21 protein-coding genes are annotated in these 16,073 nt (G+C 69.5%); 9 read left to right on the top strand and 12 right to left on the bottom strand.

Annotation, left to right across the window (positions count from 1 at the left end; all coding sequences use genetic code 11):
* The 3 genes from AB0395_RS39345 to AB0395_RS39335 all read right to left on the bottom strand — a co-directional run.
* Nucleotides 1-512, bottom strand: a 512-nt coding sequence (locus AB0395_RS39345; RefSeq protein ID WP_366290473.1) for a cellulose binding domain-containing protein, incomplete at its 3' end; no start/stop codon positions are given.
* 152 nt (nucleotides 513-664) lie between these two features.
* The gene (locus tag AB0395_RS39340) at nucleotides 665-1,039 is read right to left on the bottom strand and encodes a hypothetical protein (RefSeq protein ID WP_366290471.1); all 375 of its coding nucleotides are present in this window, start codon (nucleotides 1,037-1,039) and stop codon (nucleotides 665-667) included.
* A 615-nt stretch (nucleotides 1,040-1,654) separates the two neighbouring features.
* On the bottom strand, nucleotides 1,655-2,326 hold the full coding sequence (locus AB0395_RS39335; RefSeq protein WP_366290468.1) for a nitroreductase family protein: 672 nt from the start codon (nucleotides 2,324-2,326) through the stop codon (nucleotides 1,655-1,657).
* 136 nt (nucleotides 2,327-2,462) lie between these two features.
* Here AB0395_RS39335 and AB0395_RS39330 point away from each other — a divergent pair, with 136 nt between their 5' ends.
* Nucleotides 2,463-2,939 carry an Lrp/AsnC family transcriptional regulator gene (locus tag AB0395_RS39330; RefSeq protein WP_366290465.1) on the top strand — a complete coding sequence of 159 codons (477 nt, stop codon included), beginning with the start codon at nucleotides 2,463-2,465 and terminating at the stop codon, nucleotides 2,937-2,939.
* 94 nt (nucleotides 2,940-3,033) lie between these two features.
* On the opposite strand, the gene kynU is transcribed toward AB0395_RS39330, so the two are convergent.
* Nucleotides 3,034-4,287: a kynureninase gene (kynU, locus tag AB0395_RS39325; RefSeq protein WP_366290462.1), complete on the bottom strand. Its 1,254-nt coding sequence runs from the start codon at nucleotides 4,285-4,287 to the stop codon at nucleotides 3,034-3,036.
* A gap of 25 nt (nucleotides 4,288-4,312) precedes the next feature.
* On the opposite strand from kynU, the gene AB0395_RS39320 reads away from it, so the two are divergent.
* Nucleotides 4,313-4,483, top strand: a complete 171-nt coding sequence (locus AB0395_RS39320; protein ID WP_366290459.1) for a hypothetical protein — start codon at nucleotides 4,313-4,315, stop codon at nucleotides 4,481-4,483.
* On the opposite strand, the gene AB0395_RS39315 is transcribed toward AB0395_RS39320, so the two are convergent.
* The gene (locus tag AB0395_RS39315) at nucleotides 4,468-4,803 is read right to left on the bottom strand and encodes a BTAD domain-containing putative transcriptional regulator (protein WP_366290456.1); all 336 of its coding nucleotides are present in this window, start codon (nucleotides 4,801-4,803) and stop codon (nucleotides 4,468-4,470) included. The two genes, AB0395_RS39320 and AB0395_RS39315, sit on opposite strands and share 16 nt — an antisense overlap.
* 150 nt (nucleotides 4,804-4,953) lie before the next feature.
* On the opposite strand from AB0395_RS39315, the gene AB0395_RS39310 reads away from it, so the two are divergent.
* Nucleotides 4,954-5,373, top strand: a complete 420-nt coding sequence (locus AB0395_RS39310) for a helix-turn-helix domain-containing protein (RefSeq protein ID WP_366290453.1) — start codon at nucleotides 4,954-4,956, stop codon at nucleotides 5,371-5,373.
* Here AB0395_RS39310 and AB0395_RS39305 read toward each other — a convergent pair.
* Together AB0395_RS39305 and AB0395_RS39300 are read right to left on the bottom strand one after the other, a co-directional pair.
* Nucleotides 5,360-6,490 (bottom strand): putative sulfate exporter family transporter, encoded by a 1,131-nt coding sequence (locus tag AB0395_RS39305; RefSeq protein WP_366290451.1) that lies wholly within the window; start codon nucleotides 6,488-6,490, stop codon nucleotides 5,360-5,362. The genes AB0395_RS39310 and AB0395_RS39305 overlap by 14 nt on opposite strands.
* Nucleotides 6,490-6,624, bottom strand: a complete 135-nt coding sequence (locus AB0395_RS39300; RefSeq protein WP_366290448.1) for a hypothetical protein — start codon at nucleotides 6,622-6,624, stop codon at nucleotides 6,490-6,492. The genes AB0395_RS39305 and AB0395_RS39300 overlap by 1 nt, the downstream gene beginning before the upstream one ends.
* A gap of 258 nt (nucleotides 6,625-6,882) precedes the next feature.
* On the opposite strand from AB0395_RS39300, the gene leuE reads away from it, so the two are divergent.
* Nucleotides 6,883-7,533, top strand: a complete 651-nt coding sequence (gene leuE, locus AB0395_RS39295; RefSeq protein ID WP_366290446.1) for a leucine efflux protein LeuE — start codon at nucleotides 6,883-6,885, stop codon at nucleotides 7,531-7,533.
* Between the two features lie 120 nt (nucleotides 7,534-7,653).
* Here leuE and AB0395_RS39290 read toward each other — a convergent pair whose 3' ends face one another.
* On the bottom strand, nucleotides 7,654-7,998 hold the full coding sequence (locus AB0395_RS39290; RefSeq protein ID WP_366290443.1) for a luciferase family protein: 345 nt from the start codon (nucleotides 7,996-7,998) through the stop codon (nucleotides 7,654-7,656).
* Nucleotides 7,999-8,286: 288 nt separating this feature from the next.
* Between AB0395_RS39290 and AB0395_RS39285 the strand changes: the two genes are divergently transcribed.
* Nucleotides 8,287-8,934, top strand: coding sequence for a VC0807 family protein (locus AB0395_RS39285; protein ID WP_366290441.1), 648 nt, complete (start codon nucleotides 8,287-8,289; stop codon nucleotides 8,932-8,934).
* Here AB0395_RS39285 and AB0395_RS39280 read toward each other — a convergent pair.
* On the bottom strand, nucleotides 8,931-9,983 hold the full coding sequence (locus AB0395_RS39280; RefSeq protein WP_366290439.1) for a hypothetical protein: 1,053 nt from the start codon (nucleotides 9,981-9,983) through the stop codon (nucleotides 8,931-8,933). The two genes, AB0395_RS39285 and AB0395_RS39280, sit on opposite strands and share 4 nt — an antisense overlap.
* A 127-nt stretch (nucleotides 9,984-10,110) precedes the next feature.
* Between AB0395_RS39280 and AB0395_RS39275 the strand changes: the two genes are divergently transcribed.
* Nucleotides 10,111-10,584, top strand: a complete 474-nt coding sequence (locus AB0395_RS39275; RefSeq protein ID WP_366290436.1) for a TspO/MBR family protein — start codon at nucleotides 10,111-10,113, stop codon at nucleotides 10,582-10,584.
* Here the strand turns inward: AB0395_RS39275 and AB0395_RS39270 are convergent.
* Both AB0395_RS39270 and AB0395_RS39265 read right to left on the bottom strand, forming a co-directional pair.
* Nucleotides 10,552-11,232, bottom strand: a complete 681-nt coding sequence (locus AB0395_RS39270) for a response regulator transcription factor (protein WP_366290489.1) — start codon at nucleotides 11,230-11,232, stop codon at nucleotides 10,552-10,554. The genes AB0395_RS39275 and AB0395_RS39270 overlap by 33 nt on opposite strands.
* Nucleotides 11,233-11,256: 24 nt before the next feature.
* Complete coding sequence (locus AB0395_RS39265; RefSeq protein WP_366290487.1) at nucleotides 11,257-12,450, bottom strand: histidine kinase; 1,194 nt, start codon at nucleotides 12,448-12,450, stop codon at nucleotides 11,257-11,259.
* A 285-nt stretch (nucleotides 12,451-12,735) separates the two neighbouring features.
* Between AB0395_RS39265 and AB0395_RS39260 the strand changes: the two genes are divergently transcribed.
* Nucleotides 12,736-13,365, top strand: a complete 630-nt coding sequence (locus AB0395_RS39260; RefSeq protein ID WP_366290434.1) for a DedA family protein — start codon at nucleotides 12,736-12,738, stop codon at nucleotides 13,363-13,365.
* Between the two features lie 31 nt (nucleotides 13,366-13,396).
* Here AB0395_RS39260 and AB0395_RS39255 read toward each other — a convergent pair whose 3' ends face one another.
* Nucleotides 13,397-13,798 (bottom strand): lipocalin-like domain-containing protein, encoded by a 402-nt coding sequence (locus AB0395_RS39255; protein WP_366290432.1) that lies wholly within the window; start codon nucleotides 13,796-13,798, stop codon nucleotides 13,397-13,399.
* Between the two features lie 212 nt (nucleotides 13,799-14,010).
* Between AB0395_RS39255 and AB0395_RS39250 the strand changes: the two genes are divergently transcribed.
* Both AB0395_RS39250 and AB0395_RS39245 read left to right on the top strand, forming a co-directional pair.
* On the top strand, nucleotides 14,011-14,829 hold the full coding sequence (locus AB0395_RS39250) for a DMT family transporter (protein ID WP_366290430.1): 819 nt from the start codon (nucleotides 14,011-14,013) through the stop codon (nucleotides 14,827-14,829).
* A gap of 19 nt (nucleotides 14,830-14,848) precedes the next feature.
* Nucleotides 14,849-16,057 carry a glycosyltransferase gene (locus AB0395_RS39245; RefSeq protein WP_366290428.1) on the top strand — a complete coding sequence of 403 codons (1,209 nt, stop codon included), beginning with the start codon at nucleotides 14,849-14,851 and terminating at the stop codon, nucleotides 16,055-16,057.
* Nucleotides 16,058-16,073: the final 16 nt, after the last annotated feature.

The raw sequence follows: 16,073 nt of genomic DNA, 5'->3' as shown, positions 1-16,073 counted from the left end.
CGGTAACCGGTCACCGTGCCGCTCGCCGCACCCCACGACAACGCGACGCTGTTCGCGCCGCCCGTCGCCGTCACCGCGCCCGGCTTGCCGGGGGCGGTCTCCGTGCTGCCGCCGCCGCAGTCGGCGCCGTTGAGCTTGCAGTTCAGCGGCAGGGAGTTGGCCCCGCCGGGGGTGCCGAGGAAGCCGAAGCTCACGCTGCCGCCGTTGGGGACGCTGCCGTTCCAGCCGACGTTGGCGAAGGTGATGTGCTGGCCGCTCTTGGTCAGCGTGGCGTCCCAGAAGGAGCCGACGCTGACTCCGGCGGGAAGGTCGAACTCGACCTTCCAGCTGCTCAGGGCCGCGCCGCTGTCGTTCTTGATCGTGTACTTGCCCTCGAAGCCCGAGCCCCAGTCGCCGACCTTGACGAAGGTGGCGGTCGCCGAGGCGGCCTGTGCGGGCGGCGCGACCGCCGTCGCCGCGGCGGCGAGGGCCGCCACAGCGACGAGTGATCGAGCTATGACGCGAAATCTCACGTTGACCTCATGCATTCGGTGGGGGGTGGCCGTACGGCTCGCGCCCCTTTCGGGGGGTGCTCCTCTGCAGGCGGCGAGGAGGCAGGGCGCAAGCCGTACGGCGGGTAGGGCGCGGTCCCGGGGCCGCAGGAAGGCCGGGACCACACCATGGATCAGCGCAGGCCGTCGCCCGGCACGCCGGATAAAGAGTCGCCGTCGCTGGTCGTCTCTTGGTCCGTCGCTCCGGACAGGCGCTTGGCCTTTATGTATTCGGTCCTGCCGGTGGTGTCCGGCAGCGCGTTGACCCGGGTGGAGAGCTCCCGCGGCCAGGCCTGGCCGACAGCGTCGTCGGCCCGCGTGAGCACGTGCGGGCTGCCCGGGATGGTCAGCGCGGCCGCGTCGTTGCGGCCCACGGTGGTAAAAGCACTGGTTGAAGCTGTGGTGAAGCCGAGGTGCCGCCCGTCACGGGCCGGCGTGGCGTTCCGGAGGAAGCCCTCGGCGCCGCGCACCGAGAAGTCTGATTCGGCTTTCCTGCCCGGCGGAACCACGATGGTGTCATTCTTGAGCGTGTACCTGCCCCTTGGCCTCGATCTCCAGCCGGAAGACTGGGCGAGAGCGGCCGTGGCGGCGGTGCCGCCTGGCGCGAGCACCCCCGAAGGGGAGCTTGCAGCCTCAGTCAGAACGAGTAAGGGAAGGGTACGCCGCATGATCGCTCCCTTGCACGGGGAACCTGGGGGGTGGAGGCGTCCGGACGGCCGGACCTTCACATAGTGACGACTGCCGTCTTCGCGTTCTCGCAGCTCGCGATCGCTCAAGACGGGGGTGGGCGCACCATCACTGCCTCGCCTCCTCATTTCTTTTAGGAAAGTTTCCTAAGAGTTGTCGCGATCGTAGCCTTGACAGAGAGTTGCCACAAGGCCCAAAAGCTCCAGGTTTCAACGATCCAGCTAGGCACGTTCCAAAATCCCTCTCCCTTTTCACACCCGGGGTGCGCCTGTGACACCCGGGGGCCGGGATACGCCCGGAAAGCAAGGGAGACCACCCCAAAAAAACGCCCCCGCCGCCCAACCGGCGACGGGGACAGAACGCGTCAATCTCCGAAACGCGCCCGGGTGCCATCGGTGCCCGCACCCGAGCCGCCAGGCGAGGCCCGGCGAAACAATTCAGCCGATCACCTCGGACAAAGGTTTCCTGACCAGATCGGGGACCTCGGCGTCATGGGCCGCGTAGCCGATCGGGAACAGGATGTAGGGCCGTTCATTGCTGGGGCGCCCGCAGATCTCGGTCAGGAAGGCCATCGGGTTCGGGGTGTGGGTGAGCGTGGACAGCCCCATCGCGTGCAGCGCGGCGATGAAGAACCCGCAGGCGATGCCGACGCTCTCGTTCACGTAGTAGTGCTTGACCCGGGCACCGTCCCGGCGCACGCCGTACTTCTCCGCGAAGCAGACCACCAGCCAGGGCACCGTCTCGAGGTAGTTCTTGTCCGCGGTGGTCTCCAGATGGGCCAGGGCCTCGCGCCACTCGGGGGTGAGGCGGCCGCCCTCGTAGTTCTGCCGCTCCTCGATCTCCGCCGCCTCCCTGATGCGTTTCCTGGTCTCGAGGTCACCGACGACGATGAACTTCCATGGCTGCTGGTGGGCGCCGGACGGCGCGGTGTTCGCGGCCCTGATCGCCAGTTCGACGCACTCGCGGGGTACGGGCTCGTCGCTGAAGAAACGCACACTCCTGCGCAGGTCCATGTGCTCGTAGAACTTCCGGCCCCGCTCGACCATCTCAGCCTCGGGGTAGCGCATGGGCCGATAGGGAATGAAGGGATGGGAATGCTCGCGTGCCATTTTGCCTCCATCTTTGCCATATATGTCATATATGCAGGCGTAGTCTGATTTGCGGCTACAGGATGGGCAACACACCTGCCGGTTCACTGCCAGATCGTCAGTGCCGAGCACGACGCACCCTCCGGAGGTGAGCAGATTGGCAGCTCGAAGAAACGGGCTGGACGACCTCGATCGCAGACTGCTCCATCTGATCAGGGAACGCCCGAGGACGGGACTGCTGGAGATCGCGCGCCTGCTCGGCGTCGCCAGAGGCACCGTCCAGGCCCGCCTCGACCGGATGGTCGCGGACGGGGTGATCACCGACTTCGGCCCCAACCTCTCTCCCCGCGCACTCGGCTACGTGGTTCAGGCCTTCACCACGCTTCAGGTAGAGCAGATCTCCCGCGCCGACATCTCCGCCGCGCTGGAAGCGATCCCCGAGGTCCTCGAGGCCCATATCGTCACCGGCCCCGGGGACGTGTGGTGCCGGATCGTCGGCCGCGACCACGAGCACATCCAGGAGATCATCGACCAGACCCTGACCATCCCCGGAGTACGGCGGAGCAGCACGGTGATAACACTCTCCACGGTCGTCCCGCACCGGGTCCAGCCACTGGCCGACATCAGCGATTGAACCGGTAACCCCTTGATACGAGATGATCTACAGCGGTCCCCCGGCCCGGCGCCGGGAGGCACGCGCGCCGCGGAGCCGACCGCGCCGGCGATCGTTACGACTCCTCCCGGACGCAGTCGGCCAGCGCGGCGGCGGCCCGCCAGCAGTCGTGGTAGGTCGAGTAGAGCGGGGTCGGCGCCACCCGGACGATGTCCGGCTCGCGGGCGTCGGTGACGACCCCGTACTCATGGCGCAGCCGCCGGGCCAGCTCGGCGGCACTGCCGTGCTCGATCCGCAGGGACAGCTGGCAGCCGCGGCGGGCCGGGTCACGTGGAGTGACCACGCTGATCGGCCGGGTCGGAGTGATCTCGTCGAGCAGGCTCTCCAGGTATCCGGTGAGCCGCACGCTGCGGGCCCTCAGCTCGGTCATCCCGGCCTGGTCGAACAGGTTGAGCGAGGTGCGCACCGGGCCCATCGCGTAGATCGGCGGGTTGGAGATCTGCCAGGCGTCGGCGCTGGCGGGCGGGCGGGAGACCGGGGCCATCTGGAACCGGGTGTTCTGCTCGGTGCTCCACCAGCCCTCGAAGCGCTGCAGCGCGGGGTCGCCCAGGTGCCGCTGGTGGATGAAGACGCCGCCGAGGGCACCGGGTCCTGAATTGAGGTACTTGTAGGAGCACCAGGCCGCGAAGTCCGGTCCCCATTCGTGCAGCTCCAGCGGGACGTTTCCCGCGGCGTGCGCCAGGTCCCACCCCACGACCGCGCCTGCCGCGTGCCCGGCCGCGGTGATCGCGGGGATGTCCATGAGCTCGCCGGTGAGGTAGTTGACCCCGCCGAGCATCACCAGCGCGACCGTTTCGCCCTCGCGCTCCAGGAAGTCGAGGACCTCCTGGCCGCTGCCCAGCCGTACCACGGCGGTTTCGGGGTCGAGGCCGTGGAAGCGAGCCTGGCTGCGTACCGCGTAGCTGTCGGAGGGAAACGCGGTGTCCTCGATGAGGATCCGGGTCCGCTCGCCCCGTGGCCGGTAGAACGACACCATCAGCAGGTGCAGGTTGACCGTCAGCGAGTTCATGATGACGGTCTCCTCGGGCAACGCGCCGACCAGCCGGGCGGCCGGTCCGGTGAGCTGCTCGTGGTACGGCAGCCAGGGGCGTTCCGCCTCCAGGTGCCCCTCGACGCCGAGCCGGGCCCAGGCCGCCAGGTCCTCCAGCAGCTCCGCCTGGGTCGCCCGGGGTTGCAGGCCGAGCGAGTTACCGGCCAGGTAGGCGCTGTCGGGATAGCCGCCGCCCTCGGCGGGCGGAACGAGGAAGAGGTCCCGGCGGCCCGGATCCTCGGCGTCACGCCGCAGCGCGTCCTCTTCCGTCGACGCCAACGGACCGGATTTCAACGGGGAGATCATGTTCGTCTCTCTTCACACGTGGGTTCTGGCCGGCCATGACCCGGAGAAGACCACCCGCGCCATGCTGCGTACCGTCCACGCGCTCGCCCCTCTCCTCGCCGACCTCTCCATGATGGCGGCGCACCATGAACCAAAGGAATGCCGCATCAATGGTCATATCAGGATATAAGTGTTGATTGATTTCGATATTGCGACCTTCGCCTTTCGAATGGAAGGAGCCCGGCCAGGCACCGCGGACCGGGCCACCGGAGAAACCGGAGTGGGCTCTGGCCCCGCTCCCCGCCACACGGCGAGCGCGCAGAGCCGCTCCCTGAGCGGGTTGGCGGCGACCTCCTCGGACAGGTCGACCGGCTCGCCCAGCGCCAGCCGCTTCGCCGCCCCTGCCTCGACCACGGTGAGCCGCTCCTCCTCAAGGCGCGCCGCGACGCCCGCCAGGTACGGCACCGCCGTGAGATTCGCGCCGTCCCCGGCCCCTTCGCACCGCGGCACCGGCACCACGCACCGCCGGACGCGTGATCAGGAGATGAACCCGGCCCCGTGACCTCCATGGTTGTATCTGGTAACAAACCACATCATCGGTTACCGTCACTGAGGTGAAGGGATCGAGCTTCCCCATGCCTTTGTGAGCTGGAGACAACCATGCAGAAAGTGCCGTACGACGAGAGAACGGCGGCGAACTGCCGCGCCAGGGAGATTCTCGACCGGATCGGCGACAAATGGTCGGTGGCGGTGCTCTACCAGCTCAGCGACGGCACCCGGCGCTTCACCGAGCTGCTGCGCGCCGTGCCCGGCATCAGCCAGCGCATGCTCTCCGTCACGCTGCGCGGCCTGGAGCGCGACGGCCTGGTCAGCCGCACCGTGCACCCGGTGATCCCGCCGCACGTCGACTACACGCTCACCCCGCTCGGCGAGACGCTCAAGGAGATCGTCTCCTCCCTGGTCCTGTGGACGCACCTCCATCTGGAGGACATCGATCGGGCCAGGAAGAGCTACGACGAGGTGAACGGGGGGCCGACACGGCGGGCCGCCGTACCGGCCCCCGATCTCACGCGACGCTGAACCCGCTGAACAGCAGGAGGGCCAGTCCGAGGGCGACCACCACGTTGACCACGGTCGCGGCGGCGAAGACCCCGACGGGACGCCAACCGGCCTCTCTGAGCGAGGCCACCCTGAACTCCAGGCCGATGCTGACGAACGCCAGGATCAGGAACCAGATCCGCAGGTCGTTGATCTCGCCAATGGTCGCCTTGCCGTCCGCCGCGCTCACCGTGGTCAGCCACCAGGTGGCGATCACGGAAGCCGCGACGAAGCCGAGCACGAACTTCGGGAAGCGCCGCCAGAACTCGCCGAGACCCGGACGCGCGGCGTCCGCGCGGCGCTCGACCCGGAAGGCGAAGTAGGCGGTCAGCGCGATGGTCACGATGCCGATCAGCGCGTTCTGGGTGACCTTCACTATGCTCGCGACCGCCAGTGCGTCGTCGCCGACGATCGCACCGGCCGCCGTGACCGCGGCGGTGGTGTCGATGTTGCCGCCGATCCACGCTCCGGCCACCTCGTCGCTCAGTCCGAACACGCCCGCCAGCCAGGGCAGGATGAAAATGGAGGGCAGCGCGAAGGCGATCACCAGGCTCGCGCTGTAGGCGAGTTGCTCGCGCTTGGCCTGTACGGCGCCCGCCGCCGCGATGGCCGCGCTCACCCCGCAGATCGAGACCGCGGCCGACAGCAGCGCGCGGAGCTTGTCCTCAAGGCCGAGCCTGCCGCCGAGCCACCAGGTGAACAGGAAAACCGTGGTGATCAGCACGACCGCCTGGATGATCGCGGGCCCGGCGGCTGTGACGATCACCCTGAGGTTGATCGAGGCGCCGAGCAGGACCAGGCCCGTCTTGATGAAGAACTCCGTCCTGAAGCCGCCGGACAGACGCTCGCGCACCCCGGCCGCGGTGAGCACGGCGTTGCCGATCAGCCCGATGACGATCGCGTAGACCGGATACTCGATCGCGGCGCCGACGTTTTCGAGCGCGGTGCCCTTGAGCAGGGCGGGGACGTTCTGGTCCAGGTATCGGGTGGCCGCGGCCAGCAACAGGACGACCAGGACGCCGAGCAGCGCCCACACCGGTCCCGGTCCCGGCTCCGCGGGGGTCCCGACCGGGACGTCCTTCCTCTCCTCGGTGCTCATCAGGGCACCAGCCCGACGGGAATCACACCGGTGAGGACCAGCACCACCAGCACCAGGCCCACGATCGTGGCCGCCCAGTCCTCGTTGATCGCCGTCCGGCCCTCGATCTCCACAGGGGGATCTGTCTCGCTCATCTCACGACCTCATTCGTCGTCCAGCGGCACCCCCGAGCATTTTCATGTTAAGTCGATAGGAATTAAAGGTAAATACGCTTCCTGGCAGCGGCTCGCGCCACACGGCGACACCGGAGCGGGACGGGAGGAGACACGGCCCAAAGAGACGGGGCTGGAGGAGACGGGACAGGCGCGGGAGAGCGCTCCCCCGTGGGGGCGGGAGGGAATCCACGGGCGGTACCGTGTGACGTATCCCGTACCACCCCCTGGAGCACCACTATGTTCTTCGGCATAACCGACATATGGACCTATGTCCTTGGCGCCTTCTTCATCGTCCTGCTGCCCGGCCCGAACTCGCTCTACGTGCTCACCACCGCCGCGCAGCGCGGGGTACGGCAGGGATACCGCGCCGCGACGGGGGTCTTCATCGGTGACACCGTCCTGATGGTGCTCGCGGCGGCCGGGGTCGCCTCGCTCCTGAAGTCGACGCCCGTCCTCTTCAGCGTCGTCAAATACGCCGGAGCGGCCTACCTGGCGTGGATCGGGTTCCAGATGCTGCGCGGCGCCTGGCGCTCGTGGCGGTCGCCGGAGAGCGCGCAGGCCGCCCCCACACCACAGCGCAGCGCGGAGAACCCCCTCCGCAAGGCCCTGGTGATCAGCCTGATGAACCCCAAGGCGATCCTGTTCTTCATCTCGTTCTTCATCCAGTTCGTCGACCCGGCCTACGGCACCCCCGCGCTGTCGTTCCTGATCCTGGGCGCCATCTGCCAGCTGTTCAGCGTGCTCTACCTGTCCATGCTGATCTTCGGCGGAACGTTCCTCGCCACCCAGTTCAGGGCACGCCGCAAGCTGGCGGCCGGGCTGACCACCGGGGTCGGCGCGCTGTTCATCGGCTTCGGCGCGAGGCTCGCCACCGCGTCACTCGGCTGACCTCGGAGAATCACGGCACGACTCCCGGCCGCCCACCCGAAGAGCGGCCGGCACGGGAGGGCATCGGGACCGTTCCAGCGCCGACGAGCGGCGTGTCGCCGGAACGTTCCCGTCACAACACTAGTGCGGCGTCTCGTTGACCTTGATCGCCACGCTGACGAGCGAGAGGAACAGTTCGGCGTCGGCCCTGCCATCGATGGCCATCGTCACCCATCCGGCATCGCTTCCCGGAGTGACCCGCCTGCAGTCGGTGAGCACCCGGGCCCATCTGTCGATCACAGCTGTGGTGAGCAGCAGTTCCGCGGTGTGATCTCCCGGCATCCTGACAATCTCCCGGCCGCTGGCCCGGAAGCCGAGCCCTCTCCGGGTACGTTTCAGCGCAAGGTCGGGCCAGCGGATGAGCTGGGCCGCCACATTCGCAACTCCCTCGGTTGACCAGTCGGACGTGTGCACGTGCACTGCCATACTTGAATCGTCGCGGACCCGACCCCATTGGGAAAGCTCCCGTTTCCGAACCGTTACACCGTTCCCGCGATCCTTGGTTTCTTTGGCCTGCGGCAGCACAGCGTGCAGCCATACGAACTCGGCAGGTATAGCGAAGGCACGCATTCGGCTCGGGTACGGTAAATCGCCGGTCGACACCGGAGTAAATCTCCCGCAAGCCCCTATATCAAACCCGACATGTCTGGCAGTCCTCCGCCTGGGTAGGCGCGAGCCCTCAGCGCCGGTCATTCCACCGTCCCGTGGAGCGTTATGAGCCATGTCCCTGTCGCCCTCCCCCGCCTCACCGCCCTGATCCGGCAGGCGGTGCCGAAGCTCCTGGAGGGTGTGGTCGCCCCCCTGGCCGTCTTCTACGCCGCGCTGGCCGTCCTCGGCCTGAACGGAGCGCTGATCGCGGCGGTGAGCTGGGTGTACGCGGGAGTGGGCTGGCGACTGGTCCGGCGGGTCCGGGTGCCGGGGACGATGGTCCTGGCCGCCATCGCGATCACCGTGCGGGCGCTGCTGGGGCTGTGGAGCGGAAGCGCGGTGGTCTACTTCCTCCAGCCCGAGCTGGGCACCATCTGCATCAGCATGGCCTTCCTCGCCTCGGTGCGGCTGAACCGCCCCCTGGCCCAGAAGCTGACCCTCGACTACATCCACCTGCCCTCCTCGGTGTTGAGGCACGAGCGGGTGCGGCGCTTCTTCGCCCGGATCACCCTGCTGTGGGCCTTCGTGCTGCTGGCCAACTCCTCGGTGAGCATCTGGCTCCTGCTCCACGAGTCGATCGGCACCTACCTGCTGGTCCGCACCTCGGTCGTGGCGCTGATCAGCGGCCTGGCGGCGGCCGTCTCCGTCTACGCCTTCCGCCGCGTCCTGCGTCGCCTGCACCACGACCCCGCCTCCGCCGCCCTGACCGCCTAGCGGGGCCGGGGGGCGGCGGAACGTACCCGGTCGACCAGAGCGAAGGCACCGGTCATTCCGGCGACCAGGCCGGTCAGCAGGGTGAACAGGGAGACCAGCCCGAGAACACCGGCGTCGCCCGCGCCTCGGCCGCTGAGCTCGGTCGGCGTGAACCTGATGATCATCTCCCACAACGGCCAGGCGAACATGGCGCCGGAGCCGAGCCAGGCGAGGATGACCGGCCCCCTGAGCCGCCGGTCGGAGCGACCGCGGACGATCGTCAGCAGGCCGATAGCGACGGCGAGCGGCAACAGCGTGTTCACGGCCGCGCGCAGGAAGAAGAAGACGGAACGTTCGCCGGCAACCTCCACAGAGAGCCCGCCGGTCGAGCCGAGCAGCCAGGTCAGGTTGATGGCGGCCAGGATCACCGACACGCCCGCGATCCCCCAGGCGACGAACGTCTGGAGTTCCCGGGTACGGCTCGCCGCCCCCTCCGAGACTCGCGAGGTGAACACGCCGGGCCAGCGGGAGCGGGCGTGGTGCAGGAAACCCACCGTGAGCCCGATCGCCTGACAGGTGAAGCCGGTGTAGACGACGAGATAGACCCAGCCGGCCACCGGGTCGTTCGGGGAGGAGAGCGGGGTTCCGGAGAGCAGGTCGATCAGGAAGCCCAGCGGTGCCTCTACCGCGATCGGGACCAGCAGCCCGATGCCGACCCACATGGGCGGCAGGATCGCCCCCGCGGGGATCCTGCGGCCCCAGGGCAGCACGAAGGCAAGCAGGATCAGCGTCGCCACCGCGTCCATGGCGAAGGTGAGCAGGTTGAGGCCGAAGAGGGCGCCGTCCCTGACCCAGGCCGGGTCCGCGATGCCGAGCGTGCCCCCGGTCAGCCAGATGATCTTGAGAGTGAGGTACGGCAGGACACCGGCCAGGGCGACCGCGACCGCCGTCAGTCTCAAGGCCGCCGCCCGCGTGCCGCCCGCCGCCACTGTCTCGCCCGACTCGGACGTCCTGCCTGTTGTCCGTGTGACGCCCGGTGCCGGAGTCGGAATGGGAGTGGTGTCCGTCATGCTCTCGACTCTCCCTCCGGCGACCGCGGCCTCCCTCCCACCTGACGGTGATTCGCCTCCCCCGCACGGGGGAAACCGATCGGCACCCGCGACACGAAGAGCATCAGGAGAGGGACAGGGAGGATTCATGGTCATCGCCGGACACCCGAAACGCTGGTCGGGGTTGCCCGTCTTCGCCGTGGCGCTCGCGCTGGTCGCGGCCATCGGATCGCTGGCGGCGGTGAACGCGGGCAGCGAGTACCTGGCGCTCACGCGCCCCCCGTGGGCGCCGCCGCAGTGGCTGTTCGGCCCCGCGTGGACGGTGCTCTACATCCTGATCGCCATCTCCGGCTGGCTCGCCTGGTCGGCGCGCGGCCTCACCCCCGCGCTCGGCGTCTACGCCGCCCAGCTCGTGCTCAACGCCGCCTGGACCCCGCTGTTCTTCGGAGCGGACCGGTACGGCCTGGCGTTCGCCGAGATCGTGGTGCTCTGGGGCGCGATCGTGGCCACCATCGTGATGTTCCGGCCGATCAGCCGACCGGCCGCCTGGCTGCTGGTGCCGTACCTGCTCTGGGTCACCTACGCGGGCTCACTGAACCTCGCCGTCTGGCTGATGAACTGAGCCGGGCAGCTCGGCCTCGTGGGCCAGGATCGCCGCCTGGACGCGATTGCGCGCCCCCAGACGGGTGAGGATCGCGCTCACGTGAGCTTTGACGGTCCCCTCGACCAGGTGCAGGCGGCGGGCGATCTGCGCGTTGGACAACCCCTCCCCGACCAGCGCCAGCACGTCGCGCTCCCGTGGCGTCAACACGGCGACCCGCTCCCGGGCAGCCGCCGTGCGGATCGCCCGGCCGCCGCTGAGCTCGCTGATAACCCGCCGGGCCACGCGCGGCGACAGATAAGCCGCGCCCTCCGCGACGGCGTGGATTCCGGCCAGCAGTTCCCTGGGGTCGCCTGACTTGAGCAGGAACCCGCTCGCGCCCTGGCCAAGCGCCCTGGCGATGTAGTCGTCCTCGCCGAAGGTGGTCAGCATCAGCACCCCGACCTCGGGCGCGAGACGGCGCAGCTCGACCAGGGCCGCCAGCCCGTCCATCCTGGGCATCCGGATGTCGAGCAGGACGACGTCGGGACGGTGACCGAGGCTCAGCTCGACCGCCTGGTGCCCGTCACCCGCCTCGGCGACGACCTCGACTTCGGGGTCGGCGTCCAGGATGGCCCGCACCCCGGCCCTGATCATGGTCTCGTCGTCCGCCAGCAGTACGCGGATCATCATGCTCCGTTCTCCGGGAGGACATCAGCTTTTCCGGGGAAGGCGGGCCACGACCCGGAAGCCGCCGCCTTCCCCGCCCGCCTCGAAGGTGCCTCCGGCGAGCCGTACCCGCTCATGCAGGCCTGCCAGCCCAAGGCCGAGCCCCGGACCGCCGTGCCTGCGGCCCTGCTGCGTCCCAGGGACCGGGTTGGTCACCGGGTTGGTCACGGTCACCGTGACCCCGGTGGCGGTCCCGAGCACCTCGACCGTCACCGGGGAGGCGGGGGCGTGCTTGGTCGCGTTGGTCAGCGCCTCCTGGACGACCCTGCACGCCGTACGGTCCCGCAGCGACTCCTCGCCACGCAGCTCGACCCGCACCCCCGACTCCCTCGCCCTGCCGACGACCTCCGCGACGCTCTCCAGCGGTGGGACGAGCGGGGCGTGCTCCCCCTCCCCGAGGACACCGATGATCTCGCGGAGACGTTCGGTGGTCTCCGCCGCCGCCAGGCGGAGCTCTCCCGCGGCCCTGCGATGCCGTTCGGTCAGGTCGGGGGCCACCTCGAGGGCACCGGCTCGCAGCGCGATGAGCGCGAGGTCGTGGCCGAGGGAGTCGTGCATGTCCTGGGCGATGCGGTTGCGCTCGCGCAGGCGTGCCTGGCTCGCGACCAGGCTCCGCTCGCGGGAGCGCTGCTCGGCACGCTGGCGCACCAGCCTGCCCGCCGCCCAGGGCAGGACGGCGAACAGCAGGACACCGGACAGGGCGGGAATCCAGATCCTCCAGATCGCGGCGTCCTGGCCTCTGCCGTGGGGGGAGGCCAGGATGGCGGCCGTGCCCGCGGTCAGGGTCGCGGCCAGGGCCCACGCGGCGGGCATGGAACGCGCCGACCTGCGCCCCGCCAGGTAGGCGAGCACGACGATCGCGAGGGTGAACCCGCTGACCGGTCCCACCTTCACCAGGTGGCCGGGCCAGAGGTCGCTGGTCGCCAGCCCTTCGCCGACACTCCACGATCCCGCCGCCAGGGCGAGCAGCACGGCCGCCAGTGGAGCCCTCCGGCTCATCGGCACGGCCACTCCCAGGACGGCCACCCCCGCGGCGGCCACCAGGAGCCGCGTCGAGGGCAGGGCGGGCTCCCACCAGACGGGAACCGGGGGGACCAGGAGCACCGGCAGGCAGAGGGCGGCCCAGAGCGGCAGGTCACCGAAGACCTCGCCGCGGCTCGGGAACCGGATCCGCCTCATCACCCCACGACGGTACAAGACGGTCCCGGGGGTACAGCTCACTCTCAGGTAGCAGGCGACCCCTGCCGAAAGTAGGGGGTCATCACGGCCGAACGCGGGATGTGCGAGGCCTCGCCCGCTTCCTATGGTCGATGCGATGGACCTTTCGAGGTCGATGAACGCCATTAACCCCTGAGGAACCTCAGGGACATGGTGTGAAAACTTCGGGGAGCTCCCCTGATGTCCGGAGATCTCCAGCTCGGCACCGTGCTGTGAGCAGTCCCCCATACGTACAGGAGCACGGCTTTGACACAGGCCATTCTCGACGCCGTCCATCAGGCGATGTCCTCGCCCTGGATCTATTTGGCGTTGTTCGCGCTGGCGATGCTCGACGGGTTCTTCCCCGTGGTGCCCGCTGAGACGTCCGTCATCACGGCGGGTGTCTTCGCCGCCTCGACCGGCGCCCCCAACCTCGCGCTGGTGATCGTGGTCGCGGCGCTCGGCGCGTTCGTCGGCGACCACGTTTCGTACGCCATCGGGCGCACCACCAACAACCGGCTGCGCAACGGCAAGCGCAGCGGGAAGGCGATCGCCTGGGCGGAGCAGGCCCTGACGCAGCGAGGCGGGCTGGTCCTGGTCGTCGCCCGCTACATCCCGGCGGGCCGGACCGCGTGCACCCTCACCATGGGCGCGGTCGCCTACCCCCGGCGCTCGTTCGCCTTCTTCGACGCCATCGCCGCGCTGTCCTGGGGCGTCTACTCGGGGTTGATCGGCTACGTGGGCGGCGCCGCCTTCGAGAACGACCCGATCAAGGGTCTGCTGCTCGGTCTCGGCATCGCGCTGTCGATCACGGCACTGGTCGAGGTGGTCCGGCACGTGCGGCGGCGCCGTACGGCTGAGGAGCCCCGACCGGCCGTCGTCAGGGCCCGTGACTGACCACTGCCTCGTCGTGGCCCGTGAGGCGCCGCTACGCCCGCCTCCAGATCAGGGCGTGCCACCTGCCGCCCCGGGGAACGGCGAGGACGAGTCTGTCGCCGTCGATGTTCACCTCGCGCACCTGGGTCGTGCCCGCGAGGGCCGGGTCGAGCGCGACCTCGATGTCGTGGGCCACGCACCCGTCGCGGACCTCGTAGCGGCCCGAGTAGCAGAAGAACGACGCGAAGGCCTCAGCCCGCGCCTCAACGGGGGCCTGACGGGGGCTGGCCCCGGGCAGCGGCCTGCGGTCCGCGCGCGCGACGGTGATGCTCATGTGGCCGTCGGGGGTGTAGCAGAGCAGACCTGTCGCGTCGCGGCCGAAGGGGTGGGAGGCCTGCCCGCCGGTACAGGTGATCCGCCACTCGACCAGCCGCCAGGCTCCGACCAGATCCATGCCCGCGAAACTACGATAACCGAAGCCAGCAGGTCAACAGCCCTTACCACTCGTCCCAGAGAAATCCCCTTCAAGTCAGGGAGAACCCCGATGGTTTCCCGGGCCGTGCCACGAGACGCTGCCAGTGGTTCACCGAAAGTCCCCGTCCGGACGTCTCCCCGAGGCGTGTCGGTCATCTCGCCATGTCTTCATCTGCTGTGGAAGGAGTGCGTATGTCCGTGTTGGCCGCTGGCCTGGCATTGCTGGGGTCGCTGTTCTTCGCACTCGGAGCCGCGTTGCAACAGTACGAAGCGGCGAGTGCGGCCAAGCCTACGCTCCGTCACCTGGCCAGGCGTCCACGGTGGTTGTTCGGTGGACTCGCCCTCGGCGTCGGGACCGCGCTGCACGTCCTCGCGCTGAGGTACGGGCCGCTCACGATCGTCCAGCCGATGGGCGTGGCCAGCCTCCTGTTCGCTCTGCCCTGTGCCGCCGCCCTCGCGCGTCGCAAGCCCGGGTCCTGCGAGCTCGCCGCAGCCGCCGTGATCGCCATCGGGCTTATGGGCCTGGTGCTGGTCGTGCCCCAGCAAACCGGCGACCCGCACCTGAGCGTCGCGGGGGCGGTGGCCCTGCTCACGGGGGCGACCACTGTCGCGCTCGCCCTGTGGATCGGTTCCCGGTACGCCCCGCCTGCCGGGCGCGCCGGGCTGCTCGCCATGGCGGCCGGGGTGCTGTACGGCGCGACCGCCACGCTCACCCGGGTCCTGGTCTACGGGAACTGGGAGCTCTGGCTCGTGCTCGCCGTCCCGCTGCCTTCCCTTGTCGCGCTGGTCCTGCTGCAGCGCGCCTACGCCGTCGGCCACTTCGGCGTCGCCTTCGCCGCCCTCCAGGTGGCGGACCCGCTCACCGCCGTCGTCTTCGGAGCCCTGCTGCTCGGTGAACCCCTGCCGACCGGCCTGGCGAGCATGCTGACCGCGATTGCCGCGGCCGGCCTCACCGCCGTGGGAACCGTCGCGCTGGCGCGCACCACTCCGCTGTCCCCCCACATCCGATAGCCCGATGAACGGAGTAACGATGGTCACGTCAGCCGCCCCGACCCTTGAGCCCTCTCCTCTCCCCAACCGGCCGCGGCGAGTCCTGATAGCCACCGACACCTACCCGCCGGACGTGAACGGCACCTCCTACTTCACCCACCGGCTGGCCTGCGGCCTGGCCGAGCGGAACAACGAGGTGTACGTGGTCTGCACCTCGGACGAGGGGCCCGCGAGGATCGAGCACGTGGACGGGGTCACCATCCACCGGCTGCGCTCGGCGCCGCTGCTGGTCCACCCGACGATGCGTTTCTCCGTACCGACCAGGCTTGACCGGCTGATGGACGAGCTCACCCCCGACGTGGTCCACGTTCAGGGACACTTCGTGGTCGGCAGGGCCGCGATCTCCGCGGCCAGGCGCGCCGGCGTTCCGGTGATCGCGACCAACCACTTCATGCCGGACAACCTCTTCCAGTTCGCGCACATCCCGGGCCCGCTGCGGGAGCGGGCGGCCAACCTGGCGTGGCGCGACTTCAACCGGATCTTCTCCCGGGTCGACCGGGTGACCACGCCGACCAAGATCGCCGCGGGGCTGCTCACCGGCAGGCGTTTCACCCGCTCGGTCGAGGCCGTCTCCTGCGGCATCGACCTCGAGCGGTTCCACCCGCACGCCGAGCCGAAGGCGTGGGCGCGCAAGGCCTTCGACCTGCCCGACCGGGACACCGTGCTGTTCGTGGGGCGGCTGGACGAGGAGAAGCGGCTGGACGAGCTCATCCGGGCCCTGCCGTACGTCCTCAACGAGACCGACGCGCAGATCGCGCTGGTCGGCACCGGCGGTCAGCGGGCGGTGCTGGAGAAGCTGGCGCACCGGATCGGGGTCGGCGAGCGGGTGTTCTTCCTCGGGTTCGTGCCCGACGAGACGATTCCGCAGGTGTACGCCGCGGCCGACGTGTTCGCCATGCCCAGCATCGCGGAACTGCAGAGCATCGCGACGCTGGAGGCCATGGCGACGGCCCTGCCGGTTGTGGCCGCCGACGCGATGGCGCTGCCCCACCTCGTGCGGCCCGGCGAGAACGGCAGGCTGTTCACTCCCGGTGACGTGCGGGGCCTGGCCCGTCACCTGAGCGACCTGCTCGGCTCTCCGCAGACGCGCGCCGGCATGGGTACGGCGAGCCGTGCCATCGCGATGACCCACGACCACCAGGCGTCCCTCGCCCGATTTGAGGCAATTTACCAGGAAGTGGCGCGATGAGCGGGAGCCCCGCGGG

It is taken from the genome of Streptosporangium sp. NPDC051023 (assembly GCF_040689595.1).
Lineage (GTDB): Bacteria > Actinomycetota > Actinomycetes > Streptosporangiales > Streptosporangiaceae > Streptosporangium.
This window is presented reverse-complemented; position numbering and strand designations above follow the sequence as displayed.

Coding starts and splice junctions, on each gene's coding strand:
- AB0395_RS39335 (WP_366290468.1), bottom strand. CDS start 2,326: ATGGCACGCGAGCATTCCCATCCCTTCATTCCCTATCGGCCCATGCGC.
- AB0395_RS39320 (WP_366290459.1), top strand. CDS start 4,313: ATGTTCGTCTCTCTTCACACGTGGGTTCTGGCCGGCCATGACCCGGAG.
- AB0395_RS39310 (WP_366290453.1), top strand. CDS start 4,954: ATGCAGAAAGTGCCGTACGACGAGAGAACGGCGGCGAACTGCCGCGCC.
- AB0395_RS39305 (WP_366290451.1), bottom strand. CDS start 6,490: ATGAGCACCGAGGAGAGGAAGGACGTCCCGGTCGGGACCCCCGCGGAG.
- AB0395_RS39300 (WP_366290448.1), bottom strand. CDS start 6,624: ATGAGCGAGACAGATCCCCCTGTGGAGATCGAGGGCCGGACGGCGATC.
- leuE (WP_366290446.1), top strand. CDS start 6,883: ATGTTCTTCGGCATAACCGACATATGGACCTATGTCCTTGGCGCCTTC.
- AB0395_RS39290 (WP_366290443.1), bottom strand. CDS start 7,998: ATGGCAGTGCACGTGCACACGTCCGACTGGTCAACCGAGGGAGTTGCG.
- AB0395_RS39285 (WP_366290441.1), top strand. CDS start 8,287: ATGAGCCATGTCCCTGTCGCCCTCCCCCGCCTCACCGCCCTGATCCGG.
- AB0395_RS39280 (WP_366290439.1), bottom strand. CDS start 9,983: ATGACGGACACCACTCCCATTCCGACTCCGGCACCGGGCGTCACACGG.
- AB0395_RS39275 (WP_366290436.1), top strand. CDS start 10,111: ATGGTCATCGCCGGACACCCGAAACGCTGGTCGGGGTTGCCCGTCTTC.
- AB0395_RS39270 (WP_366290489.1), bottom strand. CDS start 11,232: ATGATCCGCGTACTGCTGGCGGACGACGAGACCATGATCAGGGCCGGG.
- AB0395_RS39265 (WP_366290487.1), bottom strand. CDS start 12,450: ATGAGGCGGATCCGGTTCCCGAGCCGCGGCGAGGTCTTCGGTGACCTG.
- AB0395_RS39255 (WP_366290432.1), bottom strand. CDS start 13,798: ATGGATCTGGTCGGAGCCTGGCGGCTGGTCGAGTGGCGGATCACCTGT.
- AB0395_RS39250 (WP_366290430.1), top strand. CDS start 14,011: ATGTCCGTGTTGGCCGCTGGCCTGGCATTGCTGGGGTCGCTGTTCTTC.
- AB0395_RS39245 (WP_366290428.1), top strand. CDS start 14,849: ATGGTCACGTCAGCCGCCCCGACCCTTGAGCCCTCTCCTCTCCCCAAC.